This is a genomic window from Massilia sp. TSP1-1-2, assembly GCF_049896185.1.
Classification (GTDB): domain Bacteria; phylum Pseudomonadota; class Gammaproteobacteria; order Burkholderiales; family Burkholderiaceae_D; genus Telluria_A.
The window spans coordinates 233128-252100 of record NZ_JAFCTU010000001.1 but is presented as its reverse complement, the minus strand read 5'-3'; the positions used below and the strand labels follow the sequence as shown (position 1 = coordinate 252100).

Genomic DNA, 18973 nt, shown 5'->3' with positions numbered 1-18973 from the left:
AATGTCAGGCCGCGGCGCGTCTAGCCGGCGTGGCGCCGGCGGCGCGCACGCGCCTGGCCTGGCGCTGCACGGCATCGGCCACGGCGCACAAGGCCGCGTCCAGGCTGGCGCTGTCGTTGGCGCCCTGGCGCGCCACGTCGAGCGTGGCCGCCGCCTGCCACAGGCCGAGCGTGGCGCAGCCGTTCAAAAAAGCGTCCACGCGCAGCCTGGCGTCGTCCGTATTGCCGGCCTCCAGCAGCGCGGCCAGGTCGCGCCGCCCGCTGTCGAGCTGCTCGCCGAAGGCGCCCAAGTAGGCCAGCAGGCGCTCGCTGCCGATATGCAGGCGCTGGGCCGTGACGAGCGGGTCTTCGGCCAGCTTATCGAGCGTGACCTTGAAAATTTTGTCGAGGTGGGCGCGCGCCTCAAGCGCGTGCAGCGGCTTGAGGATGTAGCCCACCGCACCCAGCGCCACGGCCTGCAGCACCGTGTCGCGGTCCGAGGCCGAGGACACCAGCACGAAAGGCAGCGCGGCCAGTGCCGGCGCGGCCTTGATCCGCTGCAGCAGGTCGATGCCGGACATGCGCGGCATGCGCACGTCGCAAAAGCAGATGACGGGGCGCAGGCCCGCCTCGAGCAGGGCCCAGGCGGCCTCGCCGTCTTCGGCTTCGACCAGGTCGAACACGCCATACACCGACAGCAGGTCGATCAAGGCCATGCGCGAAACAATATCGTCGTCCACTACCAGCGCTTTCATGCGATGTCCTTTTTCATGTTGTGCTTGGGCCTAGTCGCCGAAAAACTTCAGGACATCGGTTTTGCGCGCCTGGGTGTCGCGCTGGCCCAGGCGTATCAGTTCGCAGGTGTAGCTCGATTCGAACAGCAGATAAGACGCCAGCGCCGCGCCGCGCGCCTCGGTCGCGCCGATCCCCGAAAGCATGGTGCGCACCGGGGCCGGCAGGCTGCCCGTGTGGCGCGCGGCGATGGTGTCGAGCCGTTCGGAGGGCGCGATCACCAGCAGCTCGACCGGTTTGAGGGGCGTTTTGGCCAGGTACTCGGGCGGCAGCATCGACAGCGTCAGGTTGATGCGGTTGAGCCGTTCAATGTCGACCGCCAGCGAATCGAGAAAGATCGACGACATGGCGTGGCCGGCGATTTGCGCCAGGCTCGGATAGCGCGCCTGCTCGGCGTCGTGCACGGCCGGTTCGTGCAGGCGCCCGGCGCCGATCACCAGCACCTTGGTCGCACCGAGGTGGATGGCCGGCGAAATGGGGGCCAGCTGGCGCATCGAGCCGTCGCCGCAAAACTCGCGCCGCCCGCCCAGGTACAGCGGCACGGCCGGAAAAATGAAGGGAATGGCGGACGAGGCGAGCAAGTGTTCGACGCCGATCTGGTGCTGCATGGCGATGCGCTGCATGCGGATCCAGGGCGCGATGTCGGCCGCGGTCTGGTAAAAGGTGACGTGGTTGCCGGCGGTGTAGGACGAGGCGGTCACGGCCAGCGCGTGCAGCAAGCCGTCGCCGAGCGCCGCGTCCAGCCGCGGCAGGTCGAGCATGCGGTGCAAGAGGCCCACCAGCGGAGTGTTGTCGAGCAGTGAAGTAGGCGGCGAGGCGCGCCACTTGCGCAGCAGCCAGCCGAACGAGAGCAGCGAGAGCCAGCGCGCACCGGAACGGATCACGCCCAGCGAATCGGCGCGGTAGACCTGGTCGACGGTGAAGTTTTCCCAGACGTCGAGCAGCTTTTGCACGCCTTCGCTAAAGTTGTCGGCGCGGCAGGCCAGGGCCACCGCGTTGATCGCGCCGGCCGAGGTGCCGCAGATGATATCGAAGGGATTGCGCGCGGGGCGCCAGCCCGCTTCCCACAGGATCTGGGAGATCGCTTGCAGCACGCCCACCTGGTAAGCGGCGCGCGCACCGCCCCCGGAAAGAATCAAGCCGGTTTTCTGTTCTATTCCCATACAGCAAGGGTATCAGGGTTTAAGGCGTGTACGATAGCAAAACCTTGCGGTTTGAGCATTTTTGGGGACAGACCACCACAGCATCCCCAACGGGAGGTGGATTTCCGTTTGGATTCGTGCACCGTTCCCGCTCAGTCGCCTTTGGCTACGCCTTCGCGGCGCGGGTCGGCGCCGCCGAACCACCAGTCTTGCCCATGAATGTTGATGCGCTCGATCGCGTGCAGGCCGGAATTCATCTCGAAGCTGCGCAGGCTGTGCCCGCGCGCCTTTAACGCTTCCTGCACCGCCGGTGGAAAACGCCCGGTCTCCAGCTCCGTCGGTCCGTTGCGGCTGCCAAAATTGGGCAGGTTAATGGCCTGCTGCACGTTCAACCCCCAGTCGAGCGTGCCCACCAGCGTCTTGGCCACGTAGTTGATGATCGCCGGCCCGCCGGGCGAACCGACCGCCATCACCAGCTTCTTGCTGGCGCGGTCGAACACGATCGTGGGCGACATGGCACTGCGCGGGCGCTTGCCGGCCTGGACCCGGTTGGCGACGGGCCCGTCGGCGTCGGCCGAATCGAACGAGAAATCGGTGAGCTGGTTGTTGAGGATGAAACCGCGCACCATCTGGCGCGACCCGAAAGCGTCTTCCACCGAGGTCGTCATCGAGACCGCGCCGCCGCGCCCGTCCACCACCACCACGTGCGAGGTAGAGGCCGTTTCGATCGCGTTGTCGCGGCCCCACGCCACCTCCATGCCGGGCGGGGTGCCGGCGGGCGCGGTGCCCATTGATTTTTCGCCGATCAGCGCGGCCCGCTTGGCCAGGTAAGCTTTGTCGATCAGGCCGGCCACGCCGCGCCCCGGCAGCGGCACGAAGTCGGTGTCGGCCGCGTAGCGATTGCGGTCGGCGTAAGCCAGGCGCGCAGCTTCGGTCATCAAGTGCAGCGCCTCGATGGCGGGCACGCCATTGACCGGCGGATAGGCGCCCAGGTTGCGCGTTTCCAGAATGCCGAGCAGTTGCGCGATTGCGATCCCGCCTGACGAGGGCGGCGGCATGCCGCACACGGTGTAGGCGCGGTAGTCGCTGCACACGGGCGAACGCAGCTTGGGCCGGTAAGCCTTGATGTCGGCCGCCGTCAGCAAGCCCGGATTGGTCGGGTGCGATGCCACCTTGGCGGCGATATCGCGCGCAATCGGGCCGGTGTAAAACACTTCCGCTCCGCCTGCGGCGATTTCGCGCAAGGTGGCAGCGAGCGCCGGGTTTTTCAACACGTGGCCGCTAGGCCACGGCTTGCCATCCTTGTAAAAATAAGCACCGGCTTGCGGATCCTTGCCGATGTGCTGGTCGTAGGCCAGCAAGCCGTTCAGGCGCGCGCTGACGGCAAAGCCGTGCTCGGCCAGCCCGATGGCGGGCGCGAACAGCACCTTCCATGGCAGCTTGCCGTGCTGCTTGTGCACCATGGCGAGCATGCGCAGTACGCCCGGCGCGCCGGTCGAGCGCCCGCCCACCACCCCGGTCATGCGCGAGACGGGTGTGCCATCGGGGTTTTGGAACAGCTTCTCGGTGGCGGCCGAAGGCGCCGTTTCGCGCCCGTCGAACGCTTGCATGGTCTTGCCGTCATAGTGCATCAGGAACGCGCCCCCGCCAATGCCCGAGGACTGCGGCTCGACCAGCGTGAGCACCAGTTGCACCGCGATGGCCGCGTCAATCGCACTGCCGCCTTTTTTGAGCATCTGGTAACCGGCATCGACCGCGAGCGGATTGGCTGCGGCGACCATGAATTTTTTCGATGCCCAGCCTGCCTTGGCGGCGTAGCCGGTGGCCACTTCAGGCGCCGCCTGGACGGCATCTTGCGCCGGCGCCTGGCTAACGACACACGCGCAGGCCAGCGCCAGCAGCTTCAACTTGACCATGTACTCTCCAAATGAAACGCGCGGCCCCAGGCCGCGCGCTTGAACACCGGTATCGTACAGGAATTGCGTTACTTCGGTTGCATGCGGATCGCGCCGTCAAGACGGATGGTTTCGCCATTGAGCATGGTGTTCTCGATGATGGCGCGGGCCAGCTGCGCGTACTCGGACGGGCGGCCCAGGCGCTGCGGGAACGGAACCATATTGCCCAGCGCGGTGCGCACTTCTTCGGGCATGCCCATCAACATGGGCGTTTCAAAAATACCGGGGGCGATCGTCATTACGCGGATGCCGCTGCGCGCCAGGTCGCGCGCCATCGGCAGCGTCAGGCCGACCACGGCCGCCTTCGAGGAAGCGTAAGCGGCCTGGCCGATCTGGCCGTCGTAGGCCGCCACCGAAGCGGTGTTGATGATCACGCCGCGTTCGCCCGACTCGGCAGCGTCAAGCTTGCCCATCGCGTCGGCAGCCAGGCGCGCCATGTTGAAGGTGCCCACCAGGTTGATGTTGACGGTACGCTGAAACACGTCGAGCGGGTGCGGTCCATCCTTGCCGACGGTTTTGACGGCCGGTGCGACGCCGGCGCAGTTGATCAGTCCGCGCAGCGTGCCCAGCGCGGTGGCGGCGGCCACGACGGCCAGGCCATCGGCCTCGGAAGTCACGTCGCACTTGACGAAGCTGCCTTGCAATTCGGCGGCCAGCGCTTTGCCAGCTTCCACCTGCACGTCGGCCAGCACGACTTTCGCGCCCGCCTCGACCAGCATGCGCGCGGTAGCGGCGCCCAGGCCCGATGCGCCGCCGGTGATGATAAATACATTGTTTTCGATTTGCATGATATCCCCTTAAAAGTTCTGTGTAACGTTTACGTAAACGTCAAGTAACCCGATTGTATCGAACTTTGGGCGGGAAAAACCGGTCAGCCGCAATTTTTAGAAGCACTGCACCGTCATGCCATTGTTATTGCATAACTTGCCCTGGGGACTGATCAGCGTGGTGCCGACCCCGCCATTGAAGCGGCCGCCGTTGGCGTCGGTGCAGGTGGCGCCCACGCAGTTGAGGTTCAGCGGCCCCGGCGCCACGCCCGGAACCGGCAGCGAGGATGGTGGCGACGTCAATTGGGGTGCATACACTGCCGGCGGCGGCGCCGGGCGCACATCGTCGTCCAGTACTTGCCGAACGGCACGCCGCTGGGCCGGCTTTTTGGCGGGCGCGGGTTTCCCGTCAGCCGGCTTTTTCGGCACGATTCTTTCCTCGCCCACGCGCGGCGGCCGTTCGGTTGCTGCCGCGCCGTTTGCGAACAAGGCGCTCGCGGCGAGGGCCGAGAGCAAGACTGGTTTCAGCAGGTTCATGAAGGTCCTCCCGGGGGCGCATGGCCAACAGCTCATTATGTGCTTGCGGACCACGGTTCGTTAGCGCGCGAAACACTTTGTAACAAGGCCCGCAGCTAGCCCTACGTCAGACACTGCGTCAGGCACGGGTCAGTTTGCCCCTGTACCATGGCGCAAACTATAGGAGACGCATTATGCAAACGGCACAGCAGATGTACCAGGAAAAATTATGCAAGGCGGCCGAGGCGCTGGCCGTATTGCGCGATGGCGATATGATCATCGTGCCCACCGGCGTGGGCGAGCCGCCGGCGTTGTTGACGGCGCTATCAAGCGAGCGCCGAACGTTTCAGGACGTCAAGGTGGCGCAAATTCTGGCGATGCGCAAGTTCGATTATTTTGACATCGACACGGCTCATCACGTTCGTCACGCGGCGCTGTTTTTGGGCGGCGCCTCGCGCGCGGCGGGCCAGACCGGCTGGTGCGACTTCATTCCGAATTATTTTTCAGAACTCCCCAAGCTGATCGACGACGGCCTGATGCCGGCCGACGCGGTCTTTTCGCTGGCCTCGCCCATGAATGAACAGGGCTTCTTTTCATTGAGCCTGGGCACCGACTACACCATGGCGGCCGTGGCCAAGGCGCGCGCAGTGGTGCTCGAGTGCAATCCCAACGTGCCGTTCGCGCACGGGCAGTGCCACGTGCACATCTCGCAAGTCACGCGCATCGTCGAGAGCGCCGAACAGGTCATGGAGGTGGGTTTGCCGACCATCGGGCCGGTGCAAGAAGCGATCGGCAAATACGTGGCCGACATGATCGACGACGGCTCGACGCTGCAAATCGGCTACGGCGGCATTCCCGACGCCGTCGTGATGCAACTGTCCGGCAAGCACGACCTGGGCATCCATACCGAAATGATGGGCGACGGCATCCTCACGCTGGTCGAGTGCGGCGCCGTCACCAACCGCCAGAAGAGCTTCATGAAAGGCAAGATGGTGGCGACCTTCGCGCTGGGCTCGAACAAGCTGTACCAATTCATGCACCACAATCCGATGATCGAAATGCATCCGTCGAACTTTACCAACGACCCGTACATCGCCGGGCAAAACGACAAGCTGATGTCGATCAACGCCAGCTTGCAGGTGGACTTGCTGGGCCAGTGCGGGTCCGAGAGCATCGGCCACCTGCCCTATTCCGGCACGGGAGGCCAGAGCGACTTTGTGCGCGCGGCCAACCGTTCGCGCGGGGGCAAGTCGTTCATCGTGCTGCCGTCGACGGCGAAGGACAACACCTTGTCGCGCATTGTGCCCGTGCTCTCGCCCGGCACGCATGTGAGCACCAGCAAGAATGACGTCAACTATGTGGTCACCGAGTACGGTGTGGCGCAGCTGCGCGGCAAGTCGGCCAAGCAGCGCGCGCAGGCGCTCATTGCGATTGCGCATCCGGATTTCCGCGGCGAACTGCGCGCGGCGGCCAACAAGATGGGCGTGTTTTAACGGCGCGTTCAGCGGCAATATTGACGCGACGTGGCGGTGATTGAAAAGGCTACGCCTTGCACCATGCCTTTCAATGAAGCATGGTGCAAGACGGGCAACCGGTCCAGTCAGGCTGGCGTGCCTTCGCGAATGGCTTCGCGCAGTTGCTGACGAAACGCTGGCGTGTCCTGGTGATTGTGCACGCTGACCGCGTGCTGCACGGCCACTTCCATCAACTCGGCGTCGCTGTCGGCGGCAATCGTGACGGTGCACTTGGATTCGCTGGGAAACTCGCGGCAATCGATATATTTGCGGGACATGATGGCCTCCTCCAAAAATAAACTCCCACAAAAAAGTATAGGTCCGCGCGCGCAAAATTCAAGCAGCAGCAAGACCAGGTCTACCCCGGGGTGGAGTTTCATGAAAAAAAGCCGCGCGGCGGGGGCCGGACGGCTTGGTTAAGGAAACAGGGGTGAACTCCGTGGCGCGCTACTTGAGCTGGACCGGTTCGCCTTCATCCTTTTTGAGGTCGGCCGGTACCGGGTTGGCGGGGACGACGTCCGGTGTCGGCGCAGGCATCGGCACCACCGACGGTTCGATGTTCTGCGCCGCCGGCGCGGCCATCGGCAGCGGGGCCACGGGCGACGCTGGCATCACTGCCGGCGCATGCATCGCCGCGGCCGGCGTGACGGCAATCCAGCCCGTCACCGGCAGCAGCGGCACCAGCAGCAGCGCGACGATGTTGATGATCTTGATCAGGGGGTTGACCGCGGGACCGGCCGTGTCCTTGTACGGGTCGCCCACGGTGTCGCCCGTGACCGCCGCCTTGTGCGCTTCCGAGCCCTTGCCGCCAAAGTGGCCGTCTTCGATGTACTTCTTGGCGTTATCCCATGCGCCTCCGCCCGTGGTCATGGAGATGGCGACGAACAGGCCGGTGACGATGGTACCCATCAGCAGGCCGCCCAGGGCGGCAGGCCCCAGCAGCATGCCCACCACCACCGGCACCACCACCGGCAGCAGCGACGGCAAGATCATTTCCTTGATCGCCGAGGCGGTCAACATGTCGACCGCCTTGTCGTATTCCGGCTTGCCGGTGCCATCCATGATGCCCTTGATATCGCGGAACTGGCGCCGCACTTCGACCACCACGGCGCCGGCGGCGCGCCCCACCGCTTCCATCGCCATCGCCCCGAACAGGTAGGGAATCAGCCCGCCGATGAACAGGCCGACGATTACCATCGGGTCCGACAGGCTGAACGAGGCGGCCTTGCCGGCCGATTCCAGCGCGTGCGTATAGTCGGCAAACAGCACCAGCGCGGCCAGGCCGGCCGAACCGATTGCGTAGCCCTTGGTCACGGCCTTGGTGGTGTTGCCCACCGCGTCCAGCGGATCGGTAATGGCGCGCACCGATTCAGGCATGCCCGACATTTCGGCGATGCCGCCGGCGTTGTCGGTGATCGGTCCATACGCATCGAGCGCGACGATGATGCCGGCCATCGACAGCATCGACGTGGCGGCAATCGCAATCCCGTACAACTGCCCCATCTGGTACGAGGCCAGGATCGCGGCGCACACGGCCAGCACCGGATACGCGGTCGACTTCATCGACACGCCCAGGCCGGCGATGATGTTGGTGCCGTGGCCGGTGGTGGAGGCTTCGGCGATGTGCTGCACGGGTTTGAATTCGGTGCCGGTGTAGTACTCGGTGATGTAGACCATCAGGCCGGTGAGGACAATGCCAACCACGGCGCAGCCCATCATCTTCATGCGCATCGCTTCTTCGGCCCACACCATCCAGGTGACGGCGGCAAAGCCGATCAGCGACAGGCCGGCCGCCCACCACAGGCCCGTGTACAGGGCCGACATGATTTTTTTGCCCGGCTTGGCCTTGACCAGCGAGCAGCCGACAATCGAGCCGATGATCGACACGGCGCCCAGCAGCAGCGGATAGATGACCGGGGTGGTGCCGGCGTTGGTGATCATCAGCGCGCCGAGTAGCATGGTGGCGATCAGGGTGACGACGTAGGTTTCGAACAGGTCGGCGGCCATGCCGGCGCAGTCGCCGACGTTGTCGCCCACGTTGTCGGCGATGACGGCAGGATTGCGCGGATCATCTTCGGGGATGCCCGCTTCGACCTTGCCCACCAGGTCGGCGCCAACGTCGGCGCCCTTGGTGAAGATGCCGCCGCCCAACCGCGCGAAAATCGAGATCAGCGAGGCGCCGAAGGCCAGGCCAATGAGCGGCTTGATGATGTCGTGGGAAGTCAGGGGGCTGCCGGCGGCCTGGCGCGAGAGCATCCAGTAAAACAGCGTGACGCCCAGCAGGCCCAGGCCGACCACCAGCATGCCGGTGATGGCGCCGCCCTTGAAGGCAACGTCGAGCGCCTGGTTCATGCCCTTGGTCGCCGCCTGCGCGGTGCGCACGTTGGCGCGCACGGAGACGTTCATGCCGATGAAACCGCACGCACCCGAGAGCACGGCGCCCAGCGCAAAGCCGATGGCGGTGTTCATGTCGAGCAGGATGCCGATGGCAATCAGGAGCACCACCCCGACGATGGCAATGGTGCGGTACTGGCGCGCGAGGTAGGCGGCTGCGCCTTCCTGGATGGCCTGTGCGATTTCCTGCATCCGGGCGTTGCCGGGGTCCTGCTTGAGAATCCAGCTGCGCGTGAGCAGACCGTAGATGACGGCGATCACGCCGCATGCCACTGCAAAGATCAAATAGCTTTCTGCCATGTCGTCCCCTTATCCTATTTTTTCAAGTAACACAAAAACACATCCGAAAGGCCGGGTAGGCCTGCCTTACTGCGCACTGCAAAACGTTGAATCAACATCTGGAGCGAGGGATGGCAAAGCATCCGCATTAAAAAAGCGGACTTGGCGTCCGCTTCTTTTTACATCTGTTTTTACATTTATTCCGACAGCGCCGCGAAGGCCGCGTCGCGGATGGTGTCGACAGGTCCGACACCGGAAATGCGGCGGTATTTTGGCGCGCCGGCCAGGCCCGATGTGGCCCAGTCGTTGTAGTAGCCCAGCAGGACTTCGGTCTGGTTATGGTAGACCGACAGGCGGTTCTTGACGGTTTCTTCCTTGTCGTCGGGACGCTGAACCAGCGGCTCGCCGGTGACGTCGTCGATATTGTCCACTTTTGGCGGATTGTTGGTGATGTGGTACACGCGCCCCGAGGCGGGGTGCGAGCGGCGACCGCTCATGCGGTCCACGATTAGCTCGTCAGGGACGTCGATTTCAAGCACGTAGTCGATGCCCACGCCCGCTTCTTTCATGGCGTCGGCCTGGGCGACGGTGCGTGGAAAACCGTCGAACAAATAACCGGACTTGCAGTCTGCGTCTTTCAGGCGCTCTTTGACGAGGCCAATGATAATGTCGTCACCCACCAGGTCGCCCACATCCATCACTTTTTTCGCAGCCAGGCCAAGTTCGGTGCCGGCCTTGATGGCGGCACGCAGCATGTCGCCGGTGGAAATTTGCGGGATGTTGTATTTTTCTTTGATGAAGTTAGCTTGGGTGCCCTTGCCGGCGCCGGGTGCTCCTAACAGAATGAGACGCATGAAAAAATTCCTAAGACTGATTTAAAATTGGTGGTGATGCATATGCGATGACCTTGATACGAAACTTACCACAAAAGTATGCGTCAACGCCAATCGGGGGGTGAATTGCCGTCTTTTTGCTTGATATGGCGCAAAACGGGGATGTTTTGACCGCTTGCAATGTTCGTGTAAGTAAACTCAGTTACCGGTTTTTACGTACCGCAGTGAGGAATGTAGGTCGGATAAGCGCTAGCGCAATCCGACATGCGTCGCGTTGACGCACGTCGGATTGCGCTGCGCTTATCCGACCTACGCCCGATCCCAAAAAACGCCGCGTTTCGCGAGGACGATGGGAGATGATTTTACTGTGTGTAGTGCTTGCGTACGCGCGCCAGATCTTCCGGCGTATCCACCCCCGCCGCCGGCGCACTGTCGGTCACGTGCACCGCAATCGGATAGCCGTGCCACAGCACGCGCAGCTGTTCCAGCGCTTCGATGTCTTCCAGGGGCGAGGCTTCAAGTCCCGGATACACTTGCAGGAAGCGGTTGCTGTAGGCGTACAAACCAATATGGCGCAGCGGCACATACCCGGCCGGCAGCGCCGCCCGATCGGCGCCAAACGCGTCGCGGTGCCACGGGATGGTCGCGCGCGAAAAATACAGGGCCCGTCCCAGTTTATCGAGCACCACTTTTACCACGTTGGGATTGAACGCGTCGGCTGCGTCGCCGATCGGGTGGGCGCAAGTGGCCATCGGCACCGCGTCGCTGATGCAGGCGGCAGCAGCTCCCAGCAACGCCGGGTCGATCAGCGGCTCGTCGCCCTGCAGATTGACCACCACCGCGTCGGGCGCCAGTTCCAGCGCGCGCGCCACTTCGGCGATGCGGTCGGTGCCCGACGGATGGTCGGCGCGCGTCATGCACACTTCCACCCCGTGCGCGATGCAGGCGGCGGCGATGTCGTCGTGATCGGTGGCCACGACAACCCGCGCAGCGCCCGACAAGGCGGCCCGTTCGGCCACCCGCACCACCATCGGTTTGCCGCCAAGGTCGGCCAGCGGCTTGTTCGGCAGGCGCGTTGAAGCCAGGCGCGCCGGGATGATGACGATGAAACCGTTGGCCGCGCCCATTACACGGGCTCGATCTTGCGCGCTTCGTCGGCCCACATGATCGGGATGCCGTCGCGGATCGGGAAGGCCAGTCGGTCGGGGCGGCAGGTCAGTTCCTGCGCTTTTTTGTCGTACTCCAACGGCCCTTTGCATACAGGGCAGACCAGGATGTCAAGCAGGCGAGCGTCCACGGCATTTCTCCACAATGTGTTCGGCCAGCGCGGCGTCAAGCTGCGCCGTCACCGGAACGACCCACAGTCTCGGGTCGTCTTTGAGATGTTCAATTTGCCGACATTTTACTGCATCCTTCTCGGTGATCAGGATGATCTCGGCGTCCAAGCCGGCAAACGGCTGGTCCAGGAAATCGTGATGGTCGGGCAGCGCCAGCTCGTCCACGTCCAGGCCGGCGGCGCGCAGCATGGCGAAAAAGCGCGCCGGATTGCCGATGCCGGCCGCCGCCACGATGCGCCTGCCGGCCAGCGACGCCAGCGCCACGCCCTGCCCCGGGCGCAGCAAGGGCTCGGCCAGCGCGCCTTCAAGCTGCATGCGGTACGGCTGGCCGCCCACGGCCTGGCGCAGCGCGTCGGTCAGTTGCGGTGCGTTGACGACGGTGAAATCGCGCCGGCGCGTGGCCGGCTCGCGCAAGGGACCGGCCGGCAGCAGATAGCCATTGCCCGCGCCGCGCGCGTCGAACAGCATGATTTCGACGTCGCGCTGCAAGGCGTAGTGCTGCAAGCCGTCGTCGGAGACCAGGATATCGACCTCGGGGTGCAGCGCCAGCAGCGCTTGCGCGGCCGCCGCGCGGGACCGCCCCACCACCACCGGGCAGCCGCTGCGCACGTGGATCAGCAGCGGCTCGTCGCCCACTTCCTGCGGCGTGGACGCCGCCGTCACGGCGCGCGGCGCCTGGCCGCTGGCGCCATGGCCGCGCGAGACCACGCCTGGCCGAAAGCCTGCTTCGCGCAATACGCCGCACAGCCAGATCGTCAGCGGGGTCTTGCCGGTGCCGCCGATGAAGATGTTTCCGACCACGACCACCGGCACCGGCAGGTGCGTGGACTGCTTCAAGCCGGTGCGATACAGCAGCGCGCGCAGGCTTGTTAGTGCCCGAAACAGCAGCGAGACCGGCCACAGCGCGCGGGCCAGCAACCCGCGGCGCTGCCAGGCTCGGGTGAGCGTCGTTTCAAAGGAAGGGGAAGCCATGGGCGATCGGATGGAGAAGCCAGGGAGCGCGGAAAGCTACCCGCGCGTCCCTGTTACTTCTTGGTGCCGGTCTGCGCGGCGAAGGTCAGCTTGTCGTAGCCGGCCAGGCGCGCAGCTTCCAGCACGTTGATGACCATCTGGTGCATCGCGAACTGGTCGGCGTTGACGATCACAACCGGACTGACGTCGGCCGCCGCGCCTTCGGGCTTGGCGGCGCCGGCGGCGCGCTTCATGTCTTCGGCCAGGTCGGCCACGCTGCGAAACGAGACCGCGGTGTTGTTGATCGTGTAGTTGCCCTTGGCGTCGACCGTCACGTTCAATTCAAACGGCTTGTCGAGCGCTTTTTCGGCGTCCGCCGTCGGCAGCGTGATCTGCAGTTCGGTAAACTTGCTGTAGGTGGTCGTCACCATCAGGAAGATCAGGATCACCAGCAGCACGTCGATGAACGGGATCAGGTTAATTTCCGGATCCTCGCGCTTGCGGCCACGGCGAAAGTCCATCATTTGCGCGCACCGTGGACGATGTCGACGAATTTGACGGCCTGCATTTCCATGTCGATGATGAAGGAGTCGACCAGCGCGCGGAAATGGCGGTACGCCACCAGCGAGGGCATGGCGATGGCCAGGCCAAAACCGGTGTTGTACAGCGCGACCGAAATGCCGTGCGCGAGCTGGGCCGGATTGGCGCCGCTGGCCGACTGCGAACCGAAGATCTCGATCATGCCGACGATGGTGCCGAACAGGCCCATCAGCGGCGCGAGCGAGGCGATCGTGCCCAGCGTGGTCAGGAAGCGTTCCAGCAGGTGGGCCACGCCGCGCCCTGCTTCTTCGATCGACTCCTTCATCATCTCGCGCGGCGCTTCGACGTTGCGCAGCGCGGCGGCCAGCACGGTGCCGAGCGGCGAATTGATGCGCAGCTTGTCGATCACGTCAGGGGTGATCTTGCCATTGTGGTAGACGCGAATGACCTCGTCGAGCAGCTGCTTGGGCAGCAGCTTGGAGCGGCGCAGGTAGATGGAGCGTTCAATGATCAGCGTCACGGCGACGATGGAGGCAATCAGCAATAGCCAGATAGGCCAGCCTGCAGCTTGAAGAATGGCGAGCAAAACAAACTCCTGAGTAAGGGTACTACCGGATCGGAACGAACCCCGGCAATGTAACGTGTTGCCAGCCGGACGGCAAGTACAGTTCTGCACATCTTCTGTGGATAAGATTGTGTGCAAGAATCGCGGTAAGTCGCCAAGTCTTTGTTTTTAAATAGAAAAATAGTCATGCGCAAAAACAAGGCAGTAGAAAATTAATCACGGCGCCGGTTGACCGGCAGCCGCAGGTGATCGGTTCGGGCTTCCCGGCCTGGCAAGTTCTGCACAACTTCTGTGGATAAGATTGTGTGCAACGATCCTGGCACTGCCGCAGGTCATTGATTCTTATAGGATATATGCCGGTGCGTAAATTGAAGGCATCGCCACTTATCCACAATCGCGAGCTTTTGCACATCTTCTGTGGACAACTTTGTGTGCAACCGTTCGGGGAGCTCGACAACTGTTTGAAAGCAAAGGAAATTTTACACCTGCTTAACTTTGTGGCGCCTGCCCCGCGGCAAAAGTGGTCTGACCCTGTTGTATAACATGGCAGCACGCTATAGCGGCAGCGGCGAAGTTTTGCACACCTTCTGTGGACAACTGTGTGTGCAAGGCGCATGGAAGTCGTGCAAGTCGTTGAAAGGTAAAGCAATTTCTTACCTGCCAAACTTTGTGGCAGCGCGCGCAAAGACTGCCGGCAACTGGAAAATTTATTTCCTTGTGTGATTATTTCTTGGCAACAAGTATAATACCGCAACTATTTCCCGGTCGCTGGAATTAGCTCTTGGACAATGGAGCAGCAGCATGGCAGGTGCAAGCGCAGTGCAGATGTCAATGCAGGTGGCAGTCGAGGGGCAAGCCGATGGTGCCGCCCAGGCGTCCAGCGCGCCCGGTGTTGCGCCAGAGTCGGCGTCGGACCCGCTGGCGGCGCTCCGTGCGATGTGCGCGATCGCTCACTTTCACCAACTGCCCGCCGACCCGGCCACCGTCGCCCACCAGCTCGGCCTGTCCCCCAGCGACGCCCCTTCGGTGAACGATCTGTTGCACTGCGCCCGTCATCTCGGCCTCAAGGCCAAACTGAGCAACACCACCGCCGAGCGTTTCAGCAGCACCCCCTTGCCGGCGCTGGCATTGATGCACAGCGAGCACGGCACGCTGCGCGCTGTCATCCTGGCCCAGTGCGACGGCCAGCGCGTGCTGTACCAGGAAGCGGGCCGCAACGGCGGGCGACCCATGATTGAAGCGCTGGACGCCTTCGCCGCCCAGTGGACTGGCCAGCTGATTTTGGTGGCCAGCCGCGCCAGCCTGACCGGCGCGCTGGCCAAGTTCGACTTTTCCTGGTTCATTCCCAGCCTGGTCAAATACCGCAAGCTGCTCGGCGAAGTGCTGCTCATTTCTTTCATGCTGCAGCTGTTCGCCATGGTCAGCCCGCTGTTCTTCCAGGTCGTGATGGACAAAGTGCTGGTGCACAAGGGCGTGACCACGCTCGATGTGCTGGTGACCGGCCTGGTGGTGGTGGTCATTTTTGAGAGCGTGCTCAGTGCCTTGCGCGCCTACGTCTTTAGCCATACCACCAGCCGCATCGACGTCGAGCTGGGCGCGCGCCTGTTCCGCCACCTGGTGCAGCTGCCGCTGGCCTACTTTCAGGCGCGCCGCGTGGGCGACTCGGTGGCGCGCGTGCGCGAACTGGAAAATATCCGCAATTTCTTAACCGGCAACGCGCTCACGGTGGTGCTCGACGTGTTTTTTTCCATCGTGTTCATCGCGCTGATGATGTTTTACAGCGTAGCGCTGACGCTGATCGTGCTGGTCAGCCTGCCGCTCTACTTTGGCCTCAGCCTGGCGGTGGTGCCGCTGCTGCGCCAGCGCCTGGACGTGAAGTTCGCGCGCGGCGCCGAGAACCAGGCCATGCTGGTGGAAACGGTGAGCGCGATCCAGACCGTCAAGGCGACCGCGCTCGAACCGGCTTTCGGCAAGCGATGGGACGCGCAACTGGCCGCCTATGTCGCCGCCAGCTTCAAGACCCAGAACCTGGCCAGCATCGCCCACGAGGGGGTGAACCTGATCGGCAAGCTGGTGGGGGCGGCCACGCTGTGGTACGGCGCCCATCTGGTGATGGACAATGAAATGACGGTGGGCCAGTTCGTGGCCTTCAATATGTTCGCCCAGCGCGTGTCGCAGCCGATCATGCGCATGGCGCAATTGTGGACCGATTTTCAGCAAACCGGCATTTCGGTGGCGCGCCTGGGCGACATCCTCAACACCCGCACCGAAGTGGCGCCGGCGAGCGCCGCCCAACTGCCCCAGCTGCAGGGCCATGTCACGCTCGACAACGTGACCTTCCGCTACCGGCCGCAGGCCGCGCCCGTGCTCAACGGCGTGTCGCTGGCCATTCGCGCCGGCGAAGTGCTCGGCATCGTGGGCCGCTCCGGCTCGGGAAAAAGCACGCTGACCAAGCTGGTTCAGCGCCTGTATTCGCCCGAAGCGGGACGCTTGCTGGTCGACGGCATCGACATCGCCCTGATCGACGCGGCCCAGTTGCGCCGCCAGGTCGGCGTGGTGTTGCAAGACAATTTGCTGTTCAACCGCAGCGTGCGCGAAAACATCGCCATTGCCGACCCGGGCGCCCCGCTGGAAGCGGTGATCGGCGCGGCCAGGATGGCCGGCGCCCACGAGTTCATCAGCGAATTGCCCGAAGGCTACGACACCATGGTCGGCGAACAGGGCGGCAGCCTGAGCGGCGGCCAGCGCCAGCGCGTGGCCATCGCACGGGCGCTGTTTACCAATCCGCGCATCCTGATCCTGGACGAGGCCACCAGCGCCCTCGACTACGAAAGCGAGGCGATCATCCAGCGCAACATGGCGCAGATCTGCAAGGGACGCACCGTGATCATCATCGCCCACCGTTTAAGCTCGGTCCGCCGGGCCGACCGCATCATCGTCATGGACAAGGGCCATATCGTCGAAGCCGGCGCCCACGATGCGCTGCTGGCCCAGCCGGGCCTGTATGCGCACTTGTGGCGCATGCAAGATGGCGGCCAGCCGATCGACGCCGCTGCGGCGGCGCAGCCATGAGCGGCGCTCCCCATCCGCTGCGCGCGCTGCTCGCGCGCTACCGCAGCGTATTGGGCGCGGCCTGGGACGAGCGCGCCGCGCTGGCCGGTCCGGCGCGCCTGGCCGACGAACTGGCCTTCCTGCCGGCCGCCATCAGCCTGCAGGAAACGCCGCCCCACCCGGCGCCGCGGCGCCTGGCCTGGTGCCTGATGGGACTATTCGTACTGGCGCTGGCCTGGTCCATCATCGGCCAGGTCGATATCGTGGCGGTGGCGCCGGGGCGCATCATTGTGAGCGACCGCACCAAACTGATTCAGCCGCTCGAAGCGAGCGTGGTGCGGCGCGTGCTGGTCAAGGATGGCCAGCATGTGCAGGCCGGCCAACTGCTGGTGGAACTGGACCCCACCGCCGCCAGTGCCGACCAGGCCAGCGTGGCTGAACAGCGCAGCGCGGCCCTGAGCGAACAGCAGCGCAGCGCCGCGCTGCTCCGTGCGCTGGCCGACGGGCGGCGCCCGGATGCCGGTGACAACGCGCAGCATGCGGCCCAGCTGCAGTCGGAATGGCTGGACATCAGCGCGCGGCTGGCCCGGCTCGACGCCGACAGCGATCACCGCCAGGCCGAAATGAACACGGTGCAGGCGGGCGTTGCCAAGCTGGAGGCGACGGTGCCGCTGGCCCAGTCGCGCGAATCGGACTTCAAGCAGCTGGTGGGCCAGGGCTATATGTCGGGCCACGCCACCCAGGACAAGACGCGCGAGCGCATCGAGCTCGAACGCGACCTGGCAACCCAGCGCGCGCGCCTGATCGAAGCGCGTTCGGCGCTGCAGGAATCGGTGCAGGCCAAGGCGGCCTACCGCGCCGAAGCGGTGCGCAGCCTGAGCGACCGCGAAGCGCAGGCCAAGAGCCGTTACCAGCAGCTCGACGCCGAACACAGCAAGGCAAGCCAGCGCAAACAGCTGACCCACCTGAGCGCGCCGGTGGCCGGCGTGATCCAGCAATTGGCCATCCATACCGCCGGCGGCGTGGTCACCCCGGCCCAGGAGCTGATGATCGTGGTGCCCGATTCGGCCCAGGTCAGCGCCCAGGTCAGCGTGGCCAACCAGGACATCGGCTTCGTGTATGCCGGCCAGATGGTGGACGTGAAGCTCGAGACCTTTCCGTACACCCGCTACGGCACGGTGCGCGCGCGGGTGGACGTGGTCACCAGCGACGCCGTCACGGACGACAAGCATGGCGCCTTTTATCCGGCCACGCTGACGTTCGCGCAAAAGGATATGCTCATCGATGGCAAGCGGGTGGCGCTGGCGCCGGGCATGAACATCACGGCCGAAATCAAGACCGGGCGCCGGCGCATTATCGATTTCCTGTTAAGTCCCGTGCAAAAGGCCGGCGGCGAAAGCCTGCGCGAACGCTGATCCACCCAGTTTGCGGCCCAGGCTGCAGGAGCACTGATGAAAGCGATCTATCCCGTCCTGGCGGTCGGCGCGCTGGCCGTGCTGCTGGCGACGCTGCGCGCGCCCAAGGCCCCGCCGGCTCCCATTGACGGCTACCTGAACGGCCGGCACGTGGTGTTCCCGGCAGAGCGCTATACCTTTCTTGCCACCACGCGCATGGTGGCCGGACGCAGATTCATCACCGACAATTTATGGGGTTTCCGCTATCCCAGCATGGCGCCCATGCTGCCGCGCGAGCGCGCCGACTTCCTGCGTGCCTACGCGCATACCGACTGGATCAAGGTGGCGGTGCTGGGCTACACGCCGGCCGTTGACGCCGACTTGGCAACGAGAGCGGCACGCACCTGCATGAATTACACGATCGCCCACGCGGACCAGCCGGGACATGCCATGCTCCTGACTGACAAGGATGTTTTCGAGCGCGACCCGCAACGCCATTTCGGCGGCCTGCACCGCTTCAACGCGCCGTCCAGGCCGCCCTACAACGATGCCAGAACCTATGGCGGGCCGGTGTCTATGTACTGGGACGACAGCAGCGGCGCGGCCTGCACGCTGATTCAATGCAGTGCCTATGCGCGCCAGCTGAAAGGTCAGCACTGCGATCACACGTATCAAGACCGGGTACGGCATCTGGAATTTTCGATGGACTACGACTCGGCTCTGCTTCCCCATTGGCGTGATATCCAGAACCAGACCGTTGCCATTTTCGATTCGTTCCGGTAGAGCGACAGGGGTCTCGACGGCGCTTGTCGGATAAGGGGGCCGCCCAGGCGACTACGTCCTTTTCCGACGCCATAGCCGACACTTCGGCGTCCAGATTGCCTTTTCCTTCCTTCATCTTTTGCACATCTTCTGTGGACAACTTTGTGTGCAACCGTTCGGGTTGCTCGACAAGCCATTGAAAA

Annotated in this window: 17 protein-coding genes; 4 read left to right on the top strand and 13 right to left on the bottom strand. The window is 64.1% G+C overall.

All coding sequences use genetic code 11. The annotated features are described in order from the left end of the window. Window positions 1-4: 4 nt before the first annotated feature. The 5 genes from ACP7BV_RS01185 to ACP7BV_RS01165 form a co-directional block, all read right to left on the bottom strand. The gene (locus ACP7BV_RS01185) at window positions 5-733 is read right to left on the bottom strand and encodes a response regulator transcription factor (protein WP_426100649.1); all 729 of its coding nucleotides are present in this window, start codon (window positions 731-733) and stop codon (window positions 5-7) included. Window positions 734-763: 30 nt separating this feature from the next. Beyond that, window positions 764-1933, bottom strand: coding sequence for a patatin-like phospholipase family protein (locus ACP7BV_RS01180; protein WP_426100647.1), 1170 nt, complete (start codon window positions 1931-1933; stop codon window positions 764-766). Window positions 1934-2064: 131 nt separating this feature from the next. Then, on the bottom strand, window positions 2065-3828 hold the full coding sequence (gene ggt, locus ACP7BV_RS01175) for a gamma-glutamyltransferase (protein ID WP_426100645.1): 1764 nt from the start codon (window positions 3826-3828) through the stop codon (window positions 2065-2067). A gap of 68 nt (window positions 3829-3896) precedes the next feature. After that, a complete protein-coding gene (locus ACP7BV_RS01170) occupies window positions 3897-4655 on the bottom strand; it encodes a 3-hydroxyacyl-CoA dehydrogenase (RefSeq protein ID WP_426100643.1) in 759 nt (252 codons plus the stop codon). A gap of 96 nt (window positions 4656-4751) precedes the next feature. After that, window positions 4752-5171, bottom strand: coding sequence for a hypothetical protein (locus ACP7BV_RS01165; protein WP_426100641.1), 420 nt, complete (start codon window positions 5169-5171; stop codon window positions 4752-4754). A gap of 173 nt (window positions 5172-5344) precedes the next feature. Here ACP7BV_RS01165 and ACP7BV_RS01160 point away from each other — a divergent pair, with 173 nt between their 5' ends. Next, on the top strand, window positions 5345-6643 hold the full coding sequence (locus ACP7BV_RS01160; RefSeq protein ID WP_426100639.1) for an acetyl-CoA hydrolase/transferase family protein: 1299 nt from the start codon (window positions 5345-5347) through the stop codon (window positions 6641-6643). Between the two features lie 107 nt (window positions 6644-6750). Here the strand turns inward: ACP7BV_RS01160 and ACP7BV_RS01155 are convergent, their stop codons facing one another. From ACP7BV_RS01155 to ACP7BV_RS01120, 8 genes are all read right to left on the bottom strand, one after another. Beyond that, a complete protein-coding gene (locus ACP7BV_RS01155) occupies window positions 6751-6942 on the bottom strand; it encodes a DUF1059 domain-containing protein (RefSeq protein WP_426100637.1) in 192 nt (63 codons plus the stop codon). Window positions 6943-7111: 169 nt separating this feature from the next. Next, complete coding sequence (locus tag ACP7BV_RS01150; protein WP_426100635.1) at window positions 7112-9358, bottom strand: sodium-translocating pyrophosphatase; 2247 nt, start codon at window positions 9356-9358, stop codon at window positions 7112-7114. Window positions 9359-9534: 176 nt separating this feature from the next. Further along, window positions 9535-10191: an adenylate kinase gene (gene adk / locus ACP7BV_RS01145; protein WP_426100633.1), complete on the bottom strand. Its 657-nt coding sequence runs from the start codon at window positions 10189-10191 to the stop codon at window positions 9535-9537. A 341-nt stretch (window positions 10192-10532) separates the two neighbouring features. After that, entirely contained in the window at window positions 10533-11297 is a 765-nt protein-coding gene (kdsB, locus tag ACP7BV_RS01140) for a 3-deoxy-manno-octulosonate cytidylyltransferase (protein WP_426100631.1), read from the bottom strand. Further along, window positions 11297-11467 carry a Trm112 family protein gene (locus ACP7BV_RS01135; RefSeq protein ID WP_426100629.1) on the bottom strand — a complete coding sequence of 57 codons (171 nt, stop codon included), beginning with the start codon at window positions 11465-11467 and terminating at the stop codon, window positions 11297-11299. Before ACP7BV_RS01135 ends, kdsB begins: the two co-directional genes overlap by 1 nt. Continuing rightward, window positions 11448-12479, bottom strand: coding sequence for a tetraacyldisaccharide 4'-kinase (lpxK, locus tag ACP7BV_RS01130; protein ID WP_426100627.1), 1032 nt, complete (start codon window positions 12477-12479; stop codon window positions 11448-11450). The genes ACP7BV_RS01135 and lpxK overlap by 20 nt, the downstream gene beginning before the upstream one ends. 53 nt (window positions 12480-12532) lie before the next feature. Further along, window positions 12533-12979, bottom strand: coding sequence for an ExbD/TolR family protein (locus tag ACP7BV_RS01125; protein ID WP_426100969.1), 447 nt, complete (start codon window positions 12977-12979; stop codon window positions 12533-12535). Continuing rightward, complete coding sequence (locus tag ACP7BV_RS01120; RefSeq protein WP_426100625.1) at window positions 12979-13584, bottom strand: MotA/TolQ/ExbB proton channel family protein; 606 nt, start codon at window positions 13582-13584, stop codon at window positions 12979-12981. The genes ACP7BV_RS01125 and ACP7BV_RS01120 overlap by 1 nt, the downstream gene beginning before the upstream one ends. An 810-nt stretch (window positions 13585-14394) precedes the next feature. Between ACP7BV_RS01120 and ACP7BV_RS01115 the strand changes: the two genes are divergently transcribed. From ACP7BV_RS01115 to ACP7BV_RS01105, 3 genes are read left to right on the top strand one after another with little or no spacing between them, the layout of a single operon-like run. Further along, a complete protein-coding gene (locus ACP7BV_RS01115; RefSeq protein WP_426100967.1) occupies window positions 14395-16635 on the top strand; it encodes a type I secretion system permease/ATPase in 2241 nt (746 codons plus the stop codon). Further along, window positions 16632-18029 carry an HlyD family type I secretion periplasmic adaptor subunit gene (locus tag ACP7BV_RS01110; RefSeq protein ID WP_426100623.1) on the top strand — a complete coding sequence of 466 codons (1398 nt, stop codon included), beginning with the start codon at window positions 16632-16634 and terminating at the stop codon, window positions 18027-18029. Before ACP7BV_RS01115 ends, ACP7BV_RS01110 begins: the two co-directional genes overlap by 4 nt. A 36-nt stretch (window positions 18030-18065) precedes the next feature. After that, entirely contained in the window at window positions 18066-18791 is a 726-nt protein-coding gene (locus ACP7BV_RS01105; RefSeq protein ID WP_426100621.1) for a hypothetical protein, read from the top strand. Window positions 18792-18973: the final 182 nt, after the last annotated feature.

Excerpts from the sequence above, each read along its gene's own strand:
- ACP7BV_RS01155 (WP_426100637.1), bottom strand. The coding sequence starts at position 6,942 with ATGTCCCGCAAATATATCGATTGCCGCGAGTTTCCCAGCGAATCCAAG.
- ggt (WP_426100645.1), bottom strand. The coding sequence starts at position 3,828 with ATGGTCAAGTTGAAGCTGCTGGCGCTGGCCTGCGCGTGTGTCGTTAGC.
- ACP7BV_RS01165 (WP_426100641.1), bottom strand. The coding sequence starts at position 5,171 with ATGAACCTGCTGAAACCAGTCTTGCTCTCGGCCCTCGCCGCGAGCGCC.
- ACP7BV_RS01125 (WP_426100969.1), bottom strand. The coding sequence starts at position 12,979 with ATGGACTTTCGCCGTGGCCGCAAGCGCGAGGATCCGGAAATTAACCTG.
- ACP7BV_RS01160 (WP_426100639.1), top strand. The coding sequence starts at position 5,345 with ATGCAAACGGCACAGCAGATGTACCAGGAAAAATTATGCAAGGCGGCC.
- ACP7BV_RS01180 (WP_426100647.1), bottom strand. The coding sequence starts at position 1,933 with ATGGGAATAGAACAGAAAACCGGCTTGATTCTTTCCGGGGGCGGTGCG.
- ACP7BV_RS01150 (WP_426100635.1), bottom strand. The coding sequence starts at position 9,358 with ATGGCAGAAAGCTATTTGATCTTTGCAGTGGCATGCGGCGTGATCGCC.
- ACP7BV_RS01105 (WP_426100621.1), top strand. The coding sequence starts at position 18,066 with ATGAAAGCGATCTATCCCGTCCTGGCGGTCGGCGCGCTGGCCGTGCTG.
- ACP7BV_RS01110 (WP_426100623.1), top strand. The coding sequence starts at position 16,632 with ATGAGCGGCGCTCCCCATCCGCTGCGCGCGCTGCTCGCGCGCTACCGC.
- ACP7BV_RS01115 (WP_426100967.1), top strand. The coding sequence starts at position 14,395 with ATGCAGGTGGCAGTCGAGGGGCAAGCCGATGGTGCCGCCCAGGCGTCC.
- lpxK (WP_426100627.1), bottom strand. The coding sequence starts at position 12,479 with ATGGCTTCCCCTTCCTTTGAAACGACGCTCACCCGAGCCTGGCAGCGC.
- adk (WP_426100633.1), bottom strand. The coding sequence starts at position 10,191 with ATGCGTCTCATTCTGTTAGGAGCACCCGGCGCCGGCAAGGGCACCCAA.
- ACP7BV_RS01170 (WP_426100643.1), bottom strand. The coding sequence starts at position 4,655 with ATGCAAATCGAAAACAATGTATTTATCATCACCGGCGGCGCATCGGGC.
- ACP7BV_RS01185 (WP_426100649.1), bottom strand. The coding sequence starts at position 733 with ATGAAAGCGCTGGTAGTGGACGACGATATTGTTTCGCGCATGGCCTTG.
- kdsB (WP_426100631.1), bottom strand. The coding sequence starts at position 11,297 with ATGGGCGCGGCCAACGGTTTCATCGTCATCATCCCGGCGCGCCTGGCT.